16 protein-coding genes are annotated in these 17,365 nt (G+C 66.6%); 9 read left to right on the top strand and 7 right to left on the bottom strand.

Translation table 11 applies throughout. The annotated features are described in order from the left end of the window. The first annotated feature begins 58 nt into the window (after positions 1 to 58). Positions 59 to 1,042, top strand: coding sequence for a transaldolase (tal, locus tag B6S44_RS06575; RefSeq protein WP_129155976.1), 984 nt, complete (start codon positions 59 to 61; stop codon positions 1,040 to 1,042). 73 nt (positions 1,043 to 1,115) lie between these two features. Here tal and B6S44_RS06570 read toward each other — a convergent pair whose 3' ends face one another. Continuing rightward, positions 1,116 to 1,619: a hypothetical protein gene (locus B6S44_RS06570; protein WP_129155975.1), complete on the bottom strand. Its 504-nt coding sequence runs from the start codon at positions 1,617 to 1,619 to the stop codon at positions 1,116 to 1,118. A gap of 136 nt (positions 1,620 to 1,755) precedes the next feature. Further along, the gene (locus tag B6S44_RS06565) at positions 1,756 to 3,429 is read right to left on the bottom strand and encodes a thiamine pyrophosphate-binding protein (RefSeq protein ID WP_129155974.1); all 1,674 of its coding nucleotides are present in this window, start codon (positions 3,427 to 3,429) and stop codon (positions 1,756 to 1,758) included. 53 nt (positions 3,430 to 3,482) lie between these two features. Here B6S44_RS06565 and B6S44_RS06560 point away from each other — a divergent pair, with 53 nt between their 5' ends. Both B6S44_RS06560 and B6S44_RS06555 read left to right on the top strand, forming a co-directional pair. After that, complete coding sequence (locus B6S44_RS06560) at positions 3,483 to 3,752, top strand: type II toxin-antitoxin system Phd/YefM family antitoxin (RefSeq protein WP_129155973.1); 270 nt, start codon at positions 3,483 to 3,485, stop codon at positions 3,750 to 3,752. Next, positions 3,722 to 4,105 (top strand): type II toxin-antitoxin system VapC family toxin, encoded by a 384-nt coding sequence (locus B6S44_RS06555; RefSeq protein WP_206735092.1) that lies wholly within the window; start codon positions 3,722 to 3,724, stop codon positions 4,103 to 4,105. Before B6S44_RS06560 ends, B6S44_RS06555 begins: the two co-directional genes overlap by 31 nt. A 9-nt stretch (positions 4,106 to 4,114) precedes the next feature. On the opposite strand, the gene B6S44_RS06550 is transcribed toward B6S44_RS06555, so the two are convergent. The 3 genes from B6S44_RS06550 to amaB all read right to left on the bottom strand — a co-directional run bounded on the left by B6S44_RS06550 (position 4,115) and on the right by amaB (position 8,268). Next, the gene (locus B6S44_RS06550; RefSeq protein ID WP_129155971.1) at positions 4,115 to 5,299 is read right to left on the bottom strand and encodes a CaiB/BaiF CoA transferase family protein; all 1,185 of its coding nucleotides are present in this window, start codon (positions 5,297 to 5,299) and stop codon (positions 4,115 to 4,117) included. Positions 5,300 to 5,402: 103 nt separating this feature from the next. Further along, positions 5,403 to 6,620, bottom strand: a complete 1,218-nt coding sequence (locus B6S44_RS06545; protein WP_129155970.1) for an acyl-CoA dehydrogenase — start codon at positions 6,618 to 6,620, stop codon at positions 5,403 to 5,405. Positions 6,621 to 6,747: 127 nt separating this feature from the next. Then, positions 6,748 to 8,268: an L-piperidine-6-carboxylate dehydrogenase gene (amaB, locus tag B6S44_RS06540; RefSeq protein ID WP_129155969.1), complete on the bottom strand. Its 1,521-nt coding sequence runs from the start codon at positions 8,266 to 8,268 to the stop codon at positions 6,748 to 6,750. Between the two features lie 255 nt (positions 8,269 to 8,523). On the opposite strand from amaB, the gene B6S44_RS06535 reads away from it, so the two are divergent. The 3 genes from B6S44_RS06535 to B6S44_RS06525 all read left to right on the top strand — a co-directional run bounded on the left by B6S44_RS06535 (position 8,524) and on the right by B6S44_RS06525 (position 11,251). Further along, positions 8,524 to 9,438, top strand: a complete 915-nt coding sequence (locus B6S44_RS06535) for a LysR family transcriptional regulator (RefSeq protein WP_129155968.1) — start codon at positions 8,524 to 8,526, stop codon at positions 9,436 to 9,438. A gap of 72 nt (positions 9,439 to 9,510) precedes the next feature. Continuing rightward, positions 9,511 to 10,731, top strand: a complete 1,221-nt coding sequence (locus B6S44_RS06530; protein ID WP_129155967.1) for an NAD(P)/FAD-dependent oxidoreductase — start codon at positions 9,511 to 9,513, stop codon at positions 10,729 to 10,731. Positions 10,732 to 10,744: 13 nt separating this feature from the next. After that, positions 10,745 to 11,251, top strand: coding sequence for a DinB family protein (locus B6S44_RS06525; protein WP_129155966.1), 507 nt, complete (start codon positions 10,745 to 10,747; stop codon positions 11,249 to 11,251). Positions 11,252 to 11,409: 158 nt separating this feature from the next. Here the strand turns inward: B6S44_RS06525 and B6S44_RS06520 are convergent, their stop codons facing one another. Next, positions 11,410 to 11,955: a hypothetical protein gene (locus B6S44_RS06520; RefSeq protein ID WP_129155965.1), complete on the bottom strand. Its 546-nt coding sequence runs from the start codon at positions 11,953 to 11,955 to the stop codon at positions 11,410 to 11,412. A 269-nt stretch (positions 11,956 to 12,224) separates the two neighbouring features. Here B6S44_RS06520 and B6S44_RS06515 point away from each other — a divergent pair, with 269 nt between their 5' ends. Together B6S44_RS06515 and B6S44_RS06510 are read left to right on the top strand one after the other, a co-directional pair. Beyond that, positions 12,225 to 12,857 (top strand): LysE family translocator, encoded by a 633-nt coding sequence (locus B6S44_RS06515; RefSeq protein ID WP_129155964.1) that lies wholly within the window; start codon positions 12,225 to 12,227, stop codon positions 12,855 to 12,857. Positions 12,858 to 12,966: 109 nt separating this feature from the next. After that, positions 12,967 to 14,157: a pyridoxal-phosphate-dependent aminotransferase family protein gene (locus B6S44_RS06510; protein WP_129155963.1), complete on the top strand. Its 1,191-nt coding sequence runs from the start codon at positions 12,967 to 12,969 to the stop codon at positions 14,155 to 14,157. 34 nt (positions 14,158 to 14,191) lie between these two features. Here the strand turns inward: B6S44_RS06510 and B6S44_RS06505 are convergent, their stop codons facing one another. Next, positions 14,192 to 15,658: a methyl-accepting chemotaxis protein gene (locus B6S44_RS06505; protein WP_129155962.1), complete on the bottom strand. Its 1,467-nt coding sequence runs from the start codon at positions 15,656 to 15,658 to the stop codon at positions 14,192 to 14,194. 210 nt (positions 15,659 to 15,868) lie between these two features. On the opposite strand from B6S44_RS06505, the gene B6S44_RS06500 reads away from it, so the two are divergent. Continuing rightward, positions 15,869 to 17,077: a M20 family metallopeptidase gene (locus B6S44_RS06500; protein ID WP_129155961.1), complete on the top strand. Its 1,209-nt coding sequence runs from the start codon at positions 15,869 to 15,871 to the stop codon at positions 17,075 to 17,077. The last annotated feature ends 288 nt before the right edge of the window (positions 17,078 to 17,365 follow it).

The following is a 17,365-nucleotide window of genomic DNA, read 5'->3' as shown; positions in this document are numbered from 1 at the left end:
GCCGGCGGCACGCCGCATATTGGCGTTGGACGCCGCAACAACCCTTACGGATGACGTGATGACCGCCTCAAAGCTCGACCAGCTCCGCGCCATGACCACCGTCGTTGCCGATACCGGTGACATCGAGGCCGTGCGCCGGCTGAAGCCCGTCGACTGCACCACCAATCCGACATTGCTGCTCAAGGCGGTGGAGACGCCGGCCTATGCCGCGCTCGTCGAGGAGGCGGTCGCCTGGGGCAAGCGCCAGGGCGGCTCCGGCGCGGTCGAGGCGGTCTGCGATCGGCTCGCCGTCACCTTTGGCGCCGAGCTGACCAAGATCGTCCCCGGAAGGGTCTCGACCGAGGTCGATGCCGACCTGTCGTTCGACACCCAGGCCAGCATCGACAAGGCTCGCGCCATCATCGCCGCCTACAAGGAGCGCGGCGTCGAGCGCGAGCGCATCCTGATCAAGCTCGCCTCGACCTGGGAGGGGTTGCAGGCCGCCCGCGTGCTGCAGGGCGAAGGTATCGACTGCAATCTGACCCTGCTCTTCGCCATGCCGCAGGCGATCGCGGCGGCGGATGCCGGGGCCTTCCTGATCTCGCCCTTCGTCGGCCGTATCCTCGACTGGCACGTCAAGGCTGGCGGCGGCCCCTATACGGCGGAAGCTGACCCGGGGGTCGTCTCGGTGAAGAGCATCTACGCCTATTACAAGGCGCTCGGTATCAAGACCGTGGTCATGGGAGCCTCCTTCCGCAACACCGGCGAGATCGAGGCGCTGGCGGGCTGCGATCGTTTGACGATCGGCCCCGGCCTGCTCGACGAAATGGCGGCAGCCACAGGCGATTTGCCGCGCAGGCTCTCGCCGGCGTCCTCGCCGCAGGTCGCGTCCCCCGATGGCGCAAGGAAGATCACGCTCGACGAGAAGGCCTTTCGCTTCGCCATGAACGAGGACGCGATGGCGACCGAGAAGCTCGCCGAGGGCATTCGCGGCTTCGTCAAAGACCTGCGCAGCCTGCGCAAGCTCGTCGCCGCCAAGCTCGACGAGGCCAAGGCCGCGTGAACCCGGCGAGTTCGGTGAAGGTCGCTGTCGTCACTGGCGGCGCCGTCTTCGATTCCACGCTTGGTCGCGCGACCTACTGAGCTTGCGCGGATGCGCTGACCTCTGCCTTCACCTGCAGTACAGGAACGACCGGTGCCGTGGTGGATGGCGTAAAATTGGCCCGTCCCCGCGCAGCCGCCGCTTCCAGTGTCTGCTGCTGGGCCTTCGGCAGGCGCTTGGTATCCTCAAGAGCCGTGAACGCGCTGCTCGCGTGTTCGGATGATTTCTGCCCGTCGAAAACCACGATACCACTACGGGTGACGACGATATCGCCCTTCCGCAAGGTCGGGTCGCGCAGATACCAATAGGCATCGCTGGCGGGGTCGAGCTTGGCCGCGGGCTCGGCCGGTTTGGTGCTCACCGGGCGCGGCTTGCTGGGCTTCGGCCTGATCGCCGGCCCATCAAGGCCGCCGATCGCAGCCGGCGGCCTCGGATTGCCGAAGATCGCCCGCGTCAGGTCGTCGAGGAAGCCCGCAGCCTGCGCCTGCGGCGCTAAGGCAAGGCCGATGCCGCCGGCCACGCCCATCGCCAGGATCATTCGTCGCGTCATACCCGAACCTCCCGTTCCTGCGTTGCCCGGTTGCGTCGCGCTTGTTCGTGTCAGCGCCGCAATCGACAAGATCAGGCGCCCGCTCCTCACAAACGAGGCACGGGCGGGAAAGTTCAGTAGGAGTTCAGCCTTGCGCGGCGATTGCCTCGGCACGGATCGTCGAGAGCGACTTGGCCGGGGTGATCGCCTCGGGGTCGAGCAGGCAGTGGATGATCGCCGGCTTGCCGCTGCTCAGCGCCCGCTCGAAGGCCGGAGCGAATTCCTCGGTCGTCTCGACCCGCTCGCCATGGCCGCCGAAGGCTTTGGCGTAGGCGGCGAAGTCGGGATTCTTCAACGTCGTCGCCGAAACGCGGCCGGGATAATGCTTCTCCTGGTGCATGCGGATGGTACCATACATGCCGTTGTCGACGACGATGACGATCACCGGCAGCTCGTACTGCACCGCCGTCGCGAAATCCTGGCCGTTCATCAGGAAGCAGCCATCGCCCGCAAAGGCGATCACCGTTCTCTCAGGGAACAAGCGCTTGGCGCCGATCGCCGCCGGCACGCCATAGCCCATCGAGCCCGAAGTCGGTGCGAGCTGCGTCGCGAATTTAGTGAAGCGATGGAAGCGGTGCACCCAGGTGGCGTAATTGCCGGCGCCATTGCACATGATGGCATCGGCCGGGATGTTACGGCGCAGCCAGGTCACCATCTCGCCAGGGTGGAACTTGCCCGGCACCGGCGCCGGCTGCTCGCTCCAGGCAAGATAAGCCTCGTGCGCCTCGGCGGCCGCACCGGCCCACGGGATCACCTGCGGCGGATGCACCGTCTCGAGCGCGGCGCAGAAGGCGGTCGGCGAGGCGTTGATCGCCAGCTCCGGCCGGTAGACGCGGCCGAGCTCTTCCGCATCGGGATGGACATGCACCAGCGGCCGGCCGGGATTGGGAATGCCGAACAGCGTATAGGACTGGCTCGGCATCTCCGAGAGCCGCCCGCCGACGAGCAGCACGAGGTCGCTGTCCTGGATGCGCTTCAAGAGCTTTGGGTTGGGGCCGATGCCGAGATCGCCGGCGAAGTTCGGATGATCGGCAGGGAATACCATCTGCCGGCGGAACGAGACCGCGACGGGCAAGTCGAAGCGCTCGGCGAAGCGCTGGAAGCGCGCGATCGTCTGCGGGTCCCAGCGCGAACCGCCGAGGATCGCGATCGGCGCCTTCGCTGCCCAGAGCCGCTTCTGCAGGTCGATGGTCTGCAGCAGGGACGGGTGCGTCTCGGTGACCTGATAGGGCAATGCGTCCGCCACGTCGGCGAGGTCGGTCAGCACGTCCTCGGGCAGGGCGATCACCACCGGGCCGGGCCGGCCGGCGGTCGCGACATGGAAGGCGCGGCTGATGATCTCGGGAATGCGCGCGGCATCGTCGATCTCGGTCGCCCATTTGGTCATCGTGCCGAAGACGGCGCGGTAGTCGAGCTCCTGGAAGGCCTCGCGCTCGCGCATGCCGCGCTCGATCTGGCCGACGAACAGGATCATCGGCGTCGAATCCTGGTCGGCGATATGGATGCCGGGCGAGGCGTTGGTCGCGCCGGGACCGCGCGTCACGAAGCAGATACCGGGCTTGCCGGTCAGCTTGCCGGCGGCCTCCGCCATCATCGCCGCACCGCCCTCGGCCCGGCAGATGGTGACCTTCATGTCGGCGTCGTGCAGCGCGTCGAGCACGGCAAGATAGCTCTCGCCCGGCACGCAGAAGGCGTCGGTCGCGCCGTGGATCAGGAGTTGGTCGACGAGGATCTGCCCGCCGGTGCGAGGTCCGGTCATTGAAACATCCGTCCTAATTAGCTAAGTTGGTCAGGTTGAACGAGGAGACGGCGATGACGCGCGTCACCATCCATGAAGCCAAGACAAATCTCTCGCGCCTGATCGAGCAAGTCGAGAAGGGCGGCGAGGTCGTGATCTCGCGCCGGGACAAGCCGGTGGCGCGGCTGGTGCCGATCGAGGCGGCGCGGCCCGAGCGCAAGCCGGGGCGGTTCAAGGGCCAGTTCGAGGTTGGAGATGAAATCTTCGATCCGCTGCCCGAGGACGAACTGCGTCTATGGGAAGGGCGGGACGATTGGGACTTCTCCTCGACTCCGCGACGCTGATCTGGTGGGTACTGGACAACAAGCGCCTGAGCCTTACCGCGAGCCTCGCGATCCGTTCCGCAGAGCGCATTGTCGTCAGTTCGGTCACTGCGATGGAACTGGCCACCAAACTGCGCATCGGCAAACTGCCGCAGGTTCGCCCGCTCGTCGAAGGCTTCTCCGCTCACTGCACGGCGGAGGGGTTCGACCTGCTGCCGCTCAGCCATGAGCATGCGCTGGTCGGAGGCATGATTCCTGGCGAGCATCGCGATCCGTTCGATCGCATGCTTGCTGGGCAAGCCATCGTCGAGGATTTGACGATCGTCTCTCCCGACACCGCCTTCGACGCACTCGGCGCCCGTCGCCTCTGGTAAGCCGACCATTCAGCCGCCTCCGCCCCAGGCCGGGTCGTTCAGGATCTCGTCGGCGTGCTCGCCGAGGCGCGGGCTCGGCCGGCTCGCGACCTGCCTGATGCCGTCGAGCACGATCGGCGAGGCGATGGTCGGGATCGTGCCAGCCTTCGCAGCCGGATTCGGCAGATCGACGCGCACGCCGCGCGCCTTGACCTGTGGGTCGGCGAAGACCTCCTCGATCGTGTTGATCGGGCCGGCCGGAACGCCGACCGTCTCCAGCTTCGCCAAGAGATCGAGCTTGGCAAAGCGGCTGGTCAGCGCGTTGAGGCGCGCCGTCAGGGCGACGCGGTTGGCGACGCGCGAGCGATTGTCGAGATAATCGGGCTCCCCGGCGAAGCCGGCATCGCCGACCACCTCGCAGAGCTTGCGCCACTGTCCGTCATTGCCGGTGGCGATGATGATATGCCCGTCCGCCACCGGGAAGACGTCATAGGGCACGATGTTGGGATGGGCGTTGCCGAGGCGCTGCGGCGCCTTGCCGGAAGTCAGGTAATTCATCGCCTGGTTGCCGAGCACGGCGACCTGCGCATCGAGCAGCGCCATGTCGAGGACGGCGCCTTCGCCGGTCGTGTCACGCTGGCGCAACGCGGCGAGGATGCCGGTCGTGGCGTAGAGGCCGGTATAGATGTCGGCGACGGCATAGCCGGCCTTCATCGGCGCGCCGCCGGGCTCGCCGGTGACCGACATCGGCCCGCCCATGCCCTGGACCAGGAAGTCGTAGCCGGCGCGCGGCGCATAGGGGCCGTCCTGGCCGAAACCGGTGACCGAGCAGTAGATCAGCCGCGGATAGGCCTTGCGCATCGAGGCCGCGTCGAGCCCGTATTTGACGAGCCCGCCGACCTTGAAGTTCTCGATCACCACATCGGCATGGGCCGCGAGACGGTGCACCAGTGCCTGGCCTTCCTCCGTGCGGAAGTCGGCCGTGATCGAGCGCTTGCCACGATTGGCCGAATGGAAATAGGCGGCCGAGAGATGCTCGTCGCCCGCGCCCTCGACGAAGGGCGGGCCCCATTTGCGGGTGTCGTCGCCTTCGGGCGCCTCGACCTTGACGACATCGGCGCCGAGATCGGCGAGCAGCTGGCCGATCCACGGGCCTGCAAGGATGCGCGCCAGTTCGAGGACGCGCAGGCCGGCGAGGGGAGGAGTATTGGACATCGACTGATCCACGTCGTCATGGTCGGCCTTGAGCCGACCATCTCTTCGGGAGTCTGGTTCGGGGAGAGATGGCCGGGTCAAGCCCGGCCATGACGGGCAGGGATCAGAAGAACGCCTGCAGTCCGGTCACCGCCCGGCCCAAGATCAGCGCGTGGACGTCGTGCGTGCCCTCATAGGTGTTGACCGTCTCGAGGTTCGCGGCGTGGCGCATGACATGGTACTCGATCGAGATGCCGTTGCCGCCGTGCATGTCGCGGGCTTGGCGGGCGATGTCGAGCGCCTTGCCGCAATTGTTGCGCTTGACGAGGCTGATCATCTCCGGCGCCATTTGACCAGCGTCGAGCAGGCGGCCGACGCGCAGTGAGCCCTGCAGGCCGAGTGTGATCTCGGTCACCATGTCGGCGAGCTTCTTCTGGAAGAGTTGCGTCTGGGCGAGCGGCTTGTTGAACTGCTTGCGGTCTAGCCCGTATTGGCGGGCGCGGTGGAAGCAGTCTTCGGCGGCGCCCATCGCGCCCCAAGAGATGCCGTAGCGGGCGCGGTTGAGGCAGCCGAACGGGCCCTTCAGGCCCGAGACGTTCGGGAGCAGGTTCTCTTCCGGCACGATCACGCCGTCCATCACCACCTCGCCGGTGATCGAGGCACGCAGCGAGAGCTTGCCGCCGATCTTCGGGGCGGAGAGGCCCTTCATGCCCTTTTCGAGGATGAAGCCGCGGATCTGGTTGTCATGCGCGGCCGATTTGGCCCAGATGACGAAGACGTCGGCGATGGGCGAGTTCGAGATCCACATTTTGGAGCCGGTCAGCTTGTAGCCGTCGGCGACCTTCTCGGCCCGGGTCTTCATGCCGCCGGGATCGGAGCCGGCATCCGGCTCGGTCAGGCCGAAGCAGCCGACCCATTCGCCCGAGGCGAGCTTGGGCAGGTATTTCTTGCGCTGGTTCTCGTCGCCATAGGCGTAGATCGGATACATCACCAGCGAGGACTGCACCGACATCATCGAACGATAGCCGGAATCGATGCGCTCGACCTCGCGGGCGACCAGCCCATAGGAGACATAGTTCGCGCCGGCGCAACCATACTCTTCGGGGACGGTGACGCCGAGCAGGCCGAGCTCGCCCATCTCGTTGAAGATGCCGCGCTCGGTCTTCTCCTCGAGATAGGCGTCGGCCACGCGCGGCAGCAGCTTCTCCTGCGCATAGTCGCGCGCGGTGTCGCGGATCAGCCGCTCATCCTCGTTGAGCTGGTCGTCGAGCAGGAAGGGGTCCTGCCAGTTGAACTCGGCCAGCTTGTGGCTCTGGGCGGTCTTGCGGGCGGCTTCGGCCATGATCTCAACTCCCCGTTTGGTCTGATCGTCATGGTCGGGCTTGACCCGACCATCTCGGAAACCAGCTGGCTGGTCCTGAGATTCTCGGGTCTGCGCTTCGCTTCGCCCGAGAATGACGGCTTATCGATCACGCATCGACGTCGAAGCTGACGCCCTGCGCCAGCGGCAGCGTGGTGCCGTAGTTCAGCGTATTGGTGGCGCGGCGCATATAGGCCTTCCAGGCGTCCGAGCCGGCCTCGCGGCCGCCGCCGGTCTCCTTCTCGCCACCGAAGGCGCCGCCGATCTCGGCGCCGGAGGGGCCGATATTGACGTTGGCGATGCCGCAATCCGAGCCCTCATCGGAGACGAACAGCTCGGCCTCGCGCATGTCGAGGGTGAAGATCGAGGAGGACAGGCCGGCGCCGACAGCGTTCTGCAGCGAGATCGCTTCCTCGACCGACTTGTACTTCATCACATAGAGGATCGGGGCGAAGGTCTCGCGCTCGACCGGGCCGCACTGTTTGGGCATCTCGACCAGGGCCGGGCGGACATAGAAACCGCCCGCGCCGACATCGACCTTTTCGCCGCCATGGACTTTGCCGCCTTCGGCCTTGGCCTCGGACAGAGCCTTCTGCATGCCGTGATAAGCGGCCTCGTCGACCAGCGGGCCGACCAGGACGCCGGCATCGCGCGGGTCGCCGATCTTGACCGAGCCGTAGACCTTGGCGAGCTTCGGCACGAGCTGGTCATAGACGCTCTCATGCACGATCAGGCGGCGCAAAGTGGTGCAGCGCTGGCCGGCCGTGCCCATCGCCGCAAACGCGATGCCGCGCAGCGCGAGGTCGAGATCGGCGGAGGGCGCGACGATCGCGGCATTGTTGCCGCCGAGCTCGAGGATGGCGCGGGCGAAACGCCCGGCGAGCTTTTGGCCGACCTCCTTGCCCATCCGGGTCGATCCGGTGGCGGAGACGATCGGGACGCGATGGTCCTGCACCAGGATGTCGCCGATCTCGCGGCCGCCGATCAGGATCTCCGACAGGCCGGCGGGAGCCTCGGGGCCGAAGCGCTTCATCGTCTTCAGGGTGATGGCCTGCACGGCGAGCGCGGTCAGCGGGGTTTTTTCCGACGGCTTCCAGACGACGCTGTCGCCGCAGACGAAGGCGAGCGCCGCATTCCACGACCAGACCGCGACCGGGAAGTTGAAGGCCGAGATCACGCCGCAGACGCCGAGCGGATGCCAGGTCTCCATCATGCGATGGTTCGGCCGCTCGGTGGCGATGGTGAGGCCGTAGAGCTGGCGCGACAGGCCGACGGCGAAGTCGCAGATGTCGATCATCTCCTGGACCTCGCCGAGGCCCTCCGAGGTGACCTTGCCAGCTTCCAGCGTCACCAGCAGGCCGAGATCGGCCTTGTGCGTACGCAATTCCTCGCCGAGCAGGCGGACGAACTCGCCGCGCCGCGGCGCCGGCACCTTGCGCCAGGCGAGAAAGGCGGACTGCGCCCGGCCGATCGCGGCCTCGGCTTCCGCCGGAGAGGTCTCGCGCAGCGTCGCGACGGTCTCGCCGGTGATCGGCGAGCGGGCGGAAAGACCGGCGCTCGCATAGGCGCTGTCGGTCACGCCGAGGCGCTTCAGCAAGGCGAGGGCGTCGTTCGGAAGGGAGGTCGTCATGGTGCTTGATCCTGATCGCCAGCGAACCACAGCCCTCATCCTGAGGAGCGCTTCCAACGGAAATGCGTCTCGAAGGATGCTCCAGGCCGCCGGAGCGGTGCAATCTGGAACATCCTTCGAGACGCCGCTGCGCGGCTCCTCAGGATGAGGGCTCGTATTGGACTGCGAGCTGCAGCCCGGCATTCGGCTGCACAATGCCCTCTTCCGGTTGCTCTCCGCAATCGATATGTTCTCACGACTTGATGAGATGAGATCATGAACTCGGAGATCGTTCCCGGCCGCCTGTCGGTGCCCTCGCTCTCGGCGCTCGCCGCCTTCGAGGCGGCGGCGCGCCATGGCAGTTTCACCCGCGCCGCCGAGGAGCTTAACCTGACGCAAGGCGCCGTCAGCCGCCAGATCGCGCTGCTTGAGCAGAATCTCGGCCTCAAGCTGTTCGAGCGGGTCAAGAAGCGCGTCAGCCTGACGCCGGCCGGCGGCGCCTATGCCGCAGAGGTCCGCGACGGGCTCTCGCGATTGGCCGCAGCGACACTCTCCGCCATGGCTTTTCGCGGCGGCGCCGGCCTGCTCCATCTCGCCATCCTGCCGACCTTCGGCACGCGCTGGCTGATCCCGCGACTGCCGCGCTTCACCGAGGCGCATCCCGGCGTCACCATTAATTTCTCGACCAAGCTCGTGCCCTTCGATTTCGCTCATGACGAGGCCGACGCGGCCATCCATTTCGGCCATCCGGTCTGGCCGGGCGCACGGCTGCATCGTTTGATGGGCGAGGAGGTCGTGCCAGTCGCGGCGCCGGCGCTGATAACGCGAGCCGGTATCAAGGAGGCGGCTGATCTCCTGCGTCAGCCCTTGCTGCAGCAATCGACCCGGCCGCGCGCCTGGGCCAACTGGCTGGAGCAGCAGGGCCTGCCGCCGGAGCGGGCGCTGATGGGGCCGCGCTTCGAGCAGTTCGCCATGGTGGCGCAGGCGGCGGTCGCGGGCCTCGGCGTCGCCATCGTGCCGCGCTTCCTGATCGAAGAGGAATTGCGTTCGGGCGCGCTGGTCATTCCGGTCGATCGGCCAGTGCGTGGCCCGGAGGGTTACTACCTCGTCTATCCCGAGGCCAAGGCGAGCCTGCCGTCGGTGGTAGCCTTCCGCGACTGGCTCGTCGGCGAATGCGAGGCGATGAACTAGGCCCTCGACAAGCGCCGGTCGAGGCGTCATTCATGCGCTGAGATCACGAACCACCGCTTGCGCAGGTCACTCATGTCTTCCGCTCCAGGCTCGGCCGACATCGTCATCGTGGGGGGCGCGGCGATCGGCTCCTCCGTCGCTTACCATCTCGCCAGCGATCCCGGCTTCAAGGGCAAGGTCATCGTCGTCGAGAAGGATCCGACCTATCGGCTCTCGGCCTCGGCGCTCTCGGCCGCCTCGATCCGCCAGCAGTTCTCCAGCGCGGTGAACATCCGCGTCTCGCTCTTCGGCATCGATTTTTTGCGCAACATCGGCCAGCACCTCGCGGTCGATGGCGAGATGCCGTCGATCGATCTGCACGAGGGCGGCTATCTCTATGTCGCCAGCGGCGAGGGTCGCAAGGTTCTCGAGCAGAATCAAAAGCTTCAGCAGCAGGAAGGCGCCGATGTCGCGCTTTATGCTGCAGAAATGCTGCGCAGCAAATTCAGCTGGCTAAATACTTCGGATCTCCTCTGCGGCACCTATGGCGTCAGCGGCGAGGGCTGGTTCGACGGCTGGGCTTTGCTGCAGGCCTTCCGCAAGAAGGCACGTTCGCTCGGCGTCGAGTATCGCCAGGGCGAGGTCGCTGCTTACGTCGTCGAGGGCGGCCGCGTCACCGGCGTCGAACTGGCCGATGGCAGCCGTATCGCCTGCGCCGCCGCCGTCAACGCGTCGGGCACGCATGGTGCAAGGCTCGCCGCCACTGCCGGCGTCGACATCCCGGTCAAGTCGATGAAGCGCTATGTCTACAGCTTCACCTGCAAGGGCGAGGTCGATAACTGCCCGCTGCTGATCGACACCTCCGGCGCCTATGTCCGCCCCGAAGGCAAGCGCGGCAGCGAGGGGCAGCTGTTCATCTGCGGCTCCTCGCCGCCGGCTGAGCTCGACCGCGAATGGATCGAGACCGACGCCGATGTCGAGGATGTCGACTGGTCGTTCTTCGAGGAATATGTCTGGGCGCCGCTCGCCCATCGCGTCCCGGCTTTCGAGGCGATCAAGCCCGGCCGGGCCTGGGCCGGCCCGTATGACATGAACAGCCTCGACGGCAATGCCATCCTCGGACCGGCCGTCGGCGTATCGAACCTCTATCTCGCCAACGGCTTTTCCGGTCATGGCCTGCAGCAATCGCCGGCGGTCGGCCGCGGTCTTGCCGAGCACATCGTCAACGGTCGTTACCTGACGCTCGACCTCGCCGATCTCGGCCATGAGCGCATCGTCGCCGGCCAGCCGCTGCGCGAGGCGAACATCATCTGAGGAGCACGTCCCGATGATCGATCCAGCCTATGTCTCCGCCATGGCGCGCTACAACGCCTGGCAGAACGAGAATCTCTATGGCGCGGCCGCGAGCTTGAGCGATGAGGCACGCAGGCAGGACCGCGGCGCCTTCTTCGGCTCGATCCACGGCACGTTCTGCCATCTGCTCTGGGCTGACAGGATGTGGCTCTCGCGTTTCACCGGCACGCCGAAGCCATCCGTCCCCGGCAGCGAATCCTCCCGGATGATCGAAGCGTGGGAGGAGCTTGCCGCCGAGCGGCAGGTTACCGACGTGCTCATCGGCGACTGGGCGGCGGGTCTCTCACCGGAATGGCTCGCCGAAGATCTGACCTGGGTCTCCGGCATCTCCCGCCGCGAGCTGACCAAACCCAAGGCCCAGCTGGTCATGCACTTCTTCAACCACCAGACCCATCATCGCGGGCAGGCTCACGCCATGCTGACGGCCGCCGGCGTCAAGCCCGGTGACACCGACCTTATGCTGGTGGATTTGCGGGGATAGCGCAGGGAACCCCTCTCCTGGAAGGAGAGGGGCAGGGGTGAGGTGTTCGGAGCGGAAACGTTGGCCTGAACCTAACCGCGCGGTCAGGCTTCGCGGCACTGGTCACAGGGCCTACCCCTCACCCTGCCCTCTCCCTCCGGGAGAGGGTTCCCCGCGTGTCACTGGTTGATTGGATTGCCCTTTTTGGCCCCGGTGGTCTTCGTCACCCGCCGAGCTGCCAGCGGCTTCTCTTCCTCACTCTCTTTGTCGTCGACATTATCGGGGATCGCCGCCGTCGCATGCTGGCTCAGCTTCTGGAACAGGCCGAGACCCACGAGTGCCGCCACCGCGACCAGCATCAGCAGCGCCGGGAACAGGATGTCGGCCGGCTTGTCGCGCGCCGCCTTGGTGATCAGCACCAGCGATTCCAGGCTGAGCGCGACGATGATGATGGTCATGAACTTGGTCAGCGAGCCGCGCGCCTCGGCCGGGTGGCGCAATTCGCGGTCGGCGATGACTTCCTCCTCGAACAGGAACTTGCCGACATCGGCGACGGCAACCGCGATGATCACGAGACCGATGCCATCGAGCATGGTGTCGAGCGCGCCGTCCCCGGTCCGAAAGCCGGTGAAGGTGCGCGCGACCGCGACCGCCATCAGCAGGACCGCGGCGAGCAGCAAGACGCCAGCGATGGCGGAATAGAGCAGGCGACTGAACAGGTTCATGGTGCAACTCCCCCCGGAGACCGTCGCCATGAAACCCGGCAGGAAGCTACTCGTTCCCGCCATCTCCTGTCAGGAGCCCCCGGCTTCGGGATGGCGGCGATGCGGCGGCGGCATGAGCTGCGTCTTGCGGTCGTTTCGCCGGCAATGCCATGGTCCTGCACCTAGAGCCGGAAATCTGAATCCGTCTCTCATCAAAAAGTTAGAGCAGGATTCTTGCGAAAAACCGGTTCCCACTTTTTCGCATCCTGCTCTAGCCGCCGGAGCGCGCCATGATCGACACGACCAATCTGATCGCCTTCATTCTGCTCGCGTTCGGCATGGTGCTGACGCCCGGGCCGAACATGATCTACCTGATCTCGCGTTCGATCTCGCAGGGGCCAGCCTCTGGCTTGATCTCGCTCGGCGGCATCGCGCTCGGCTTCGTCTTCTATGTTGTCTGCGCCGCCTTCGGCATCACTGCGCTGCTCTTTGCAGTGCCTTACGCCTATGACGCGCTGCGACTCGCCGGCGCCGCCTATCTGCTCTGGCTCGCCTGGCAGGCGGTCCGGCCGGGCGCGAGCTCGCCCTTCCATGTCCGCGAGCTCAAGCATGACGGGCCGCGCAAGCTGTTCGCGATGGGCTTCCTCACCAGCCTGCTCAACCCGAAGATCGCGATGTTTTACCTCGCGTTGCTGCCGCAGTTCATCGACCCTGCCGCCGGCAGCGTGCTGGCGCAGTCGATCATCCTCGGCTTCATCCAGATCATCGTGTCCGTCAGCGTCAACACGCTGATCACCTTCGCCGCGGGTGGCATCGCCATCTTCCTGCGCACGCGTCCGTTCTGGGCGCTGGTGCAGCGCTGGCTGATGGCCACGATGCTTGCGGGCTTTGCCGTGCGCATGGCGGCAGAAGCGCGTCGTTGACAAGGCCGCCCGCAACGATTTCTGCACCGTTAGCAGGGTTTGTGCATAGCGCTATCGGGCCGCTGGTGGCTCGTCGCGCTCGCCGCAGCGCATAAGGCAGGAGCTTTCCATGAGTGTCGCCAATGGCCGGGCCCTGCTCGCGATGCCGGGTCCGACCAATGTTCCCGATCGTGTGCTGCAGGCGATGATCCGGCCTGCCGAGGAGCTTTCCTCGACGACGATCGTCGACTTGACCGAAACCCTGCTGGGCGATCTCAAGGCGATCTTCCGGACGACCGGCGAGACCTTCCTCTATGCCGCCAACGGCCATGGCGGCTGGGAGGCGGCGCTCACCAATGTCCTTTCGCGCGGCGACAAGATTCTGGTGCTCGCCAGCGGCCGGTTTGCCGTTGGCTGGGGCGAGACTGCAAGGTTCATGGGGGCAGAGGTCGAGGTGCTCGCCGGTTCCTGGCGCGCGGCGGTCGATCCGGCAGCCGTCGAGGAGCGCCTGCGCCGGGACACCGGCCATGAGATCAAGGCGGTCCTGACCGTCCAGGTCGACACCGCCTCGGGCGTGGTCAACGATATCCCGGCGATCCGCCGCGCGATCGATGCGGCCGGCCATCCGGCGCTCTACATGGTCGATGGTGTCGCTTCGATCGGCTGCATGCCGTTCGAGATGGACGCCTGGGGCGTCGATGTCGCGATGTCGGCCTCGCAGAAGGGCCTGATGACCCCGCCCGGCCTCGCCTTCGTCGCCGCGAACGGCAAGGCCCTGCACGCGCATCAGCGCGCGACGATGCGCACGCCCTATTGGGACTGGACCGCGCGCCTGAACCCGCTGCTCTACATGAAGCATTGCGGCACGCCACCCGAGCATCTGATGTTCGGCCTGCGCGCCGCCCTCGACATGATCCTCACTGAGAGCCTGGACGCCGTCTGGGAGCGTCACGCCCTGCTGGCCTCGGCGACCCATGCCGCCATGTCGAAATGGGCCGAAGGGCAGGTGCTGAGCTACAATGTCGTCGAGCCGTCGCAGCGCGCGCCCTCGGTCACCACGATCCTCGTCGACGGCGACCCGGCTGCGATCACAGACTATGCACGGCAGGTCTGTGGCGTGACGCTCGGCATCGCCATCGGTGATCTCTCCGGCAAGGCCTTTCGCATCGCCCATATGGGCCATGTCAATGCGCCGATGGTGCTGGGCAGCCTGAGCGCGGTCGAGATGGCTCTGCAGGCGAAGGGTATCCCGCATGGCAGCGGCGGTGTCGCGGCTGCCATCGCCTATCTCGGCACCCATGCGCGCGAGGTGGCTGCCTAGGTATAGCGCCTAGGCAGATCGCCGGGGTACCGCCTCAGGCAGCCGAGACGCGCTGCAGGAACTGGTGCACCGCCGTCTCGAGTTCCTCGGCCTTGCCTTCCAGCGCCGTGGTCGAGGCGAGCACTGCGGTCGCGACCTCATGGGTCTGGTTGGCCGAGCCGCGGATATTGTTGGTGGTCTGCGCCAGGTATTCGGTGCCGGTCGCGACCTCGGCGATGCTGCGGCTGATGACATGGGTCATCTGCCCCTGCTCTTCCAGCGCGCCTGCGATCGAAAGCGTCCGCTCATCCATATCGGCCATGCCGGCGGTCAGCTTGGCGATGGTCTCGACCACGCCGGCCGTCGCCTGCTTGATCTCGCCGATCTGCCCGGCAATGTCCTGCGTCGCGATCGCGGTCTGGTGTGACAGGCTCTTCACTTCGGCGGCGACGACGGCGAAGCCCTTGCCGGCATCCCCGGCGCGGGCCGCCTCGATCGTCGCGTTGAGCGCCAGGAGATTGGTCTGCCCGGCGATGCCGCGGATCAGGGTGACGATGCCGTCGATGCGCTGGACCGACTGGTCGAGCAGGCCGACCGAACCGGCGGTCGTCCGAGCGCTGCCGTTCATGTCGGCGACGAGCGCCTGGGTGGTGGCGAGCTGGCGGTCGATCGCCGTGATCGCGGTCGAGAGCTGCTCCGTCGCGGTGGCGACGTCGGAGACGTTGCGCGAGGATTCCTCCGAGGTCGAGGCCACGGCGGTGACCTCGCCATTGGCGATGTTGGCGATCTCGTTCAGGGAGGCGGCGCGCTCCTTCAGGTCGCGGATGTTCTCCAGCACCGTGTCGAGCGTGGCGAGGAACTGCGTGTTGAAGCCGGCGACGATGTCTTGCGTCGCCTTGCGGCGGGCCGCCTCGCGCTCCATGTCGCGCAATTGCGCCTGATGCAGTTCCTCGGCCTGGGCAGTGGCGTCGTCGCGCGCCTGTGCCGCCATGTCGCCTGCCGCGGCGAGCGTCCTGGCCTGTTGCCGCGTGATCCAGAGCAGCAAGCCCAATTGGACGACGATGCAGGCGAGGAACAGTGCCTCGTCGCGCAGGGAGAGGTTGGCGCCGGACAGGAGCATCCGGAGCAGGGGGGCATGGCCGAGCGCCAGGATCGTGGTGGCGACGAGCGGCTGCCAGGCGCACCAGCCGGCAGAGAGCGTCAGCATGATCAGCAGCACCGCATCGCTGGCCTCGTGCCAACCCGGGCCTTTGAGCGCAAAGGTGAAGGCGAGGGCGCTGCCGGCGGCGCCCAGTGACAGGATGATCTGCGTCGACACGCCGGTCGGGTCGCGCCGCCATGCCAGGGTTGCGAGCGCTGCCAGCCCGATCGTGAGCAGCAAGGGCGGCAGCGGCTCGACGCCGCCGGTTGCGAACGAGGCCAGCATCGTCGCCGGTGCGAAAAGCCAGAGCAGCAGAATCAAGGCTCCGCCGACGCGCAGCCGCAGCTGCGTCAGATAGATTTCGGCGGAGTCCGTGTGCATGCGGGCGGTAGCCTGTGAGCGCGCGATCCGGGGATGGCCGCTGGCAGGCCTATCCCCCTTGGATAGTTTGTCTTCTCACGCTGAATTTTCGCTTAACCGGCCTCGCACGCATGGCCGCGCCGGAGGTCTGCCGGGCTTGCGCGCTTGTCCTATCGGCGCCGGAAGGGCTTGGCTAAGCTTGCGGCAGTCCTACCAGCCGGAAGCCCGATCATGACCGATACGACACAGGAAGAAGCCCGCATCCTCGCCTGGCTCGGCGAGCGCAAGCAGGCGATGATCGATCTGCTGCGCGAGATGGTCGACACCGATTCAGGCTCCTACGACAAGGCGGGCGTCGATCGGGCCGGGCAGGTGTTGGCCCGATTCCACGAAGCGAACGGGCTTTCCGTCGAGATCGTGCCCGATGCCCGCTTTGGCGACGCGATCAAGGCGCGCCTGCCCAACCCGACGGCGAATGACCAGCGGCCGGTCCTGCTGCTCGGCCATCGCGACACCGTCTTCCCGGAGGGCGAGCCGACGCGCAGGCCGTTCACCATCCGCGACGGGCGCGCCTATGGGCCTGGGGTCGCCGACATGAAGGCCGGGCTCGTCATCGAAGCCTTCGTCGCCGCCGCCTTCGCCGCCAATGGCGGCCTGAAGGCGCCCCTGATGATGCTGACGACCAGCGACGAGGAGATTGCCTCGCCATCCTCGCGTCCGGTGATCGAGGCCGCGGCGCGTGAGTCCCGCTGCGTCTTCAACGCCGAGCCGAGCCGCCTGCCGACGGGTACGGACTATGGTAGGGATCACAAGCAGTCGATCACGTCAGGCCGCAAGGGCGGCGTCTTCATGCGGGCCGAGTTCCTCGGCAAGGCCGCCCATTCCGGCGCGAATTACGAGAAGGGCGTCTCGGCCATCGTCGATCTCGGCCACAAGATCCCGCGTTTGCAGGGGCTGACCGACCTCGCAGCCGGCGTCACCGTCAATGTCGGGCTGATCGGCGGCGGCCAGACCGTCAACACGGTGGCGCCGTCGGCCTGGTGCGAGATCGACCTGCGCTACAAGACGCCGACGCAACGCCAGGAGCTGGTCGAGGCGATCCGCGAGATCGTCGAGACGCCGGTGGTCGAGGGCGCGTCGGCCAAGCTGATCATCAAGGGCGAGTTCTATCCGCTGGAGCAGACGCCGGATTCGCTCCTGCTCTACGATACTTATCGCGAAGCAGCGGCCGGCTTGGGCATCGCGGTGACGGCCGAATACACCGGCGGCTGCGCCGATTCCGGCTTCACGGCGGCGCAGGGCTGCCCGACCCTGTGCAGCGTTGGCCCGGTCGGCGGCATGGCGCATACGCCGGACGAGTTCCTGGAGGTCGAGAGCATCGTCCCGGCGGCGCAGACGCTGGCGCTGGCGGTGATGCGCACGGCGGCACGGATGGATTGAGAGTGGCAAACTCGAACCGCTAACGCTTGTCGAGTGCGTGGAAGCCCAAGCAGCAGGCGCGGGGAACCCTTCTCCCGTGTGGGAGAAGGGCAGGGATGAGGGCCTGCCCTATTCGCAGAAGGCGCAGCGGTGCCGTTGCGTTCCAATGATCAGCGGCGGTCCCTTGTAACTCTGATTTTGCCTCATCTGCTACACTGGCGGGTGCGGTGGCAGGCGGAAGACCGACGACCCTCAGGGACAGCAAGCCCGTGGGTGAGCCAGGGTCTTCGCCTGCCGATCCATCGACCC

Source organism: Allobosea sp. Tri-44, assembly GCF_004123845.1.
In the GTDB taxonomy this organism is placed as follows: Bacteria; Pseudomonadota; Alphaproteobacteria; order Rhizobiales; family Beijerinckiaceae; genus Allobosea.
The sequence above is the reverse complement of the archived record's forward strand: the minus strand, read 5'-3'. Positions and strand labels throughout refer to the sequence as shown.

Excerpts from the sequence above, each read along its gene's own strand:
- B6S44_RS06515 (WP_129155964.1), top strand. The coding sequence starts at position 12,225 with ATGATCGACACGACCAATCTGATCGCCTTCATTCTGCTCGCGTTCGGC.
- B6S44_RS06510 (WP_129155963.1), top strand. The coding sequence starts at position 12,967 with ATGAGTGTCGCCAATGGCCGGGCCCTGCTCGCGATGCCGGGTCCGACC.
- B6S44_RS06550 (WP_129155971.1), bottom strand. The coding sequence starts at position 5,299 with ATGTCCAATACTCCTCCCCTCGCCGGCCTGCGCGTCCTCGAACTGGCG.
- B6S44_RS06520 (WP_129155965.1), bottom strand. The coding sequence starts at position 11,955 with ATGAACCTGTTCAGTCGCCTGCTCTATTCCGCCATCGCTGGCGTCTTG.
- B6S44_RS06535 (WP_129155968.1), top strand. The coding sequence starts at position 8,524 with ATGAACTCGGAGATCGTTCCCGGCCGCCTGTCGGTGCCCTCGCTCTCG.
- B6S44_RS06560 (WP_129155973.1), top strand. The coding sequence starts at position 3,483 with ATGACGCGCGTCACCATCCATGAAGCCAAGACAAATCTCTCGCGCCTG.
- B6S44_RS06565 (WP_129155974.1), bottom strand. The coding sequence starts at position 3,429 with ATGACCGGACCTCGCACCGGCGGGCAGATCCTCGTCGACCAACTCCTG.
- B6S44_RS06525 (WP_129155966.1), top strand. The coding sequence starts at position 10,745 with ATGATCGATCCAGCCTATGTCTCCGCCATGGCGCGCTACAACGCCTGG.
- B6S44_RS06545 (WP_129155970.1), bottom strand. The coding sequence starts at position 6,620 with ATGGCCGAAGCCGCCCGCAAGACCGCCCAGAGCCACAAGCTGGCCGAG.
- B6S44_RS06570 (WP_129155975.1), bottom strand. The coding sequence starts at position 1,619 with ATGATCCTGGCGATGGGCGTGGCCGGCGGCATCGGCCTTGCCTTAGCG.
- B6S44_RS06505 (WP_129155962.1), bottom strand. The coding sequence starts at position 15,658 with ATGCACACGGACTCCGCCGAAATCTATCTGACGCAGCTGCGGCTGCGC.
- B6S44_RS06500 (WP_129155961.1), top strand. The coding sequence starts at position 15,869 with ATGACCGATACGACACAGGAAGAAGCCCGCATCCTCGCCTGGCTCGGC.
- tal (WP_129155976.1), top strand. The coding sequence starts at position 59 with ATGACCGCCTCAAAGCTCGACCAGCTCCGCGCCATGACCACCGTCGTT.
- amaB (WP_129155969.1), bottom strand. The coding sequence starts at position 8,268 with ATGACGACCTCCCTTCCGAACGACGCCCTCGCCTTGCTGAAGCGCCTC.
- B6S44_RS06530 (WP_129155967.1), top strand. The coding sequence starts at position 9,511 with ATGTCTTCCGCTCCAGGCTCGGCCGACATCGTCATCGTGGGGGGCGCG.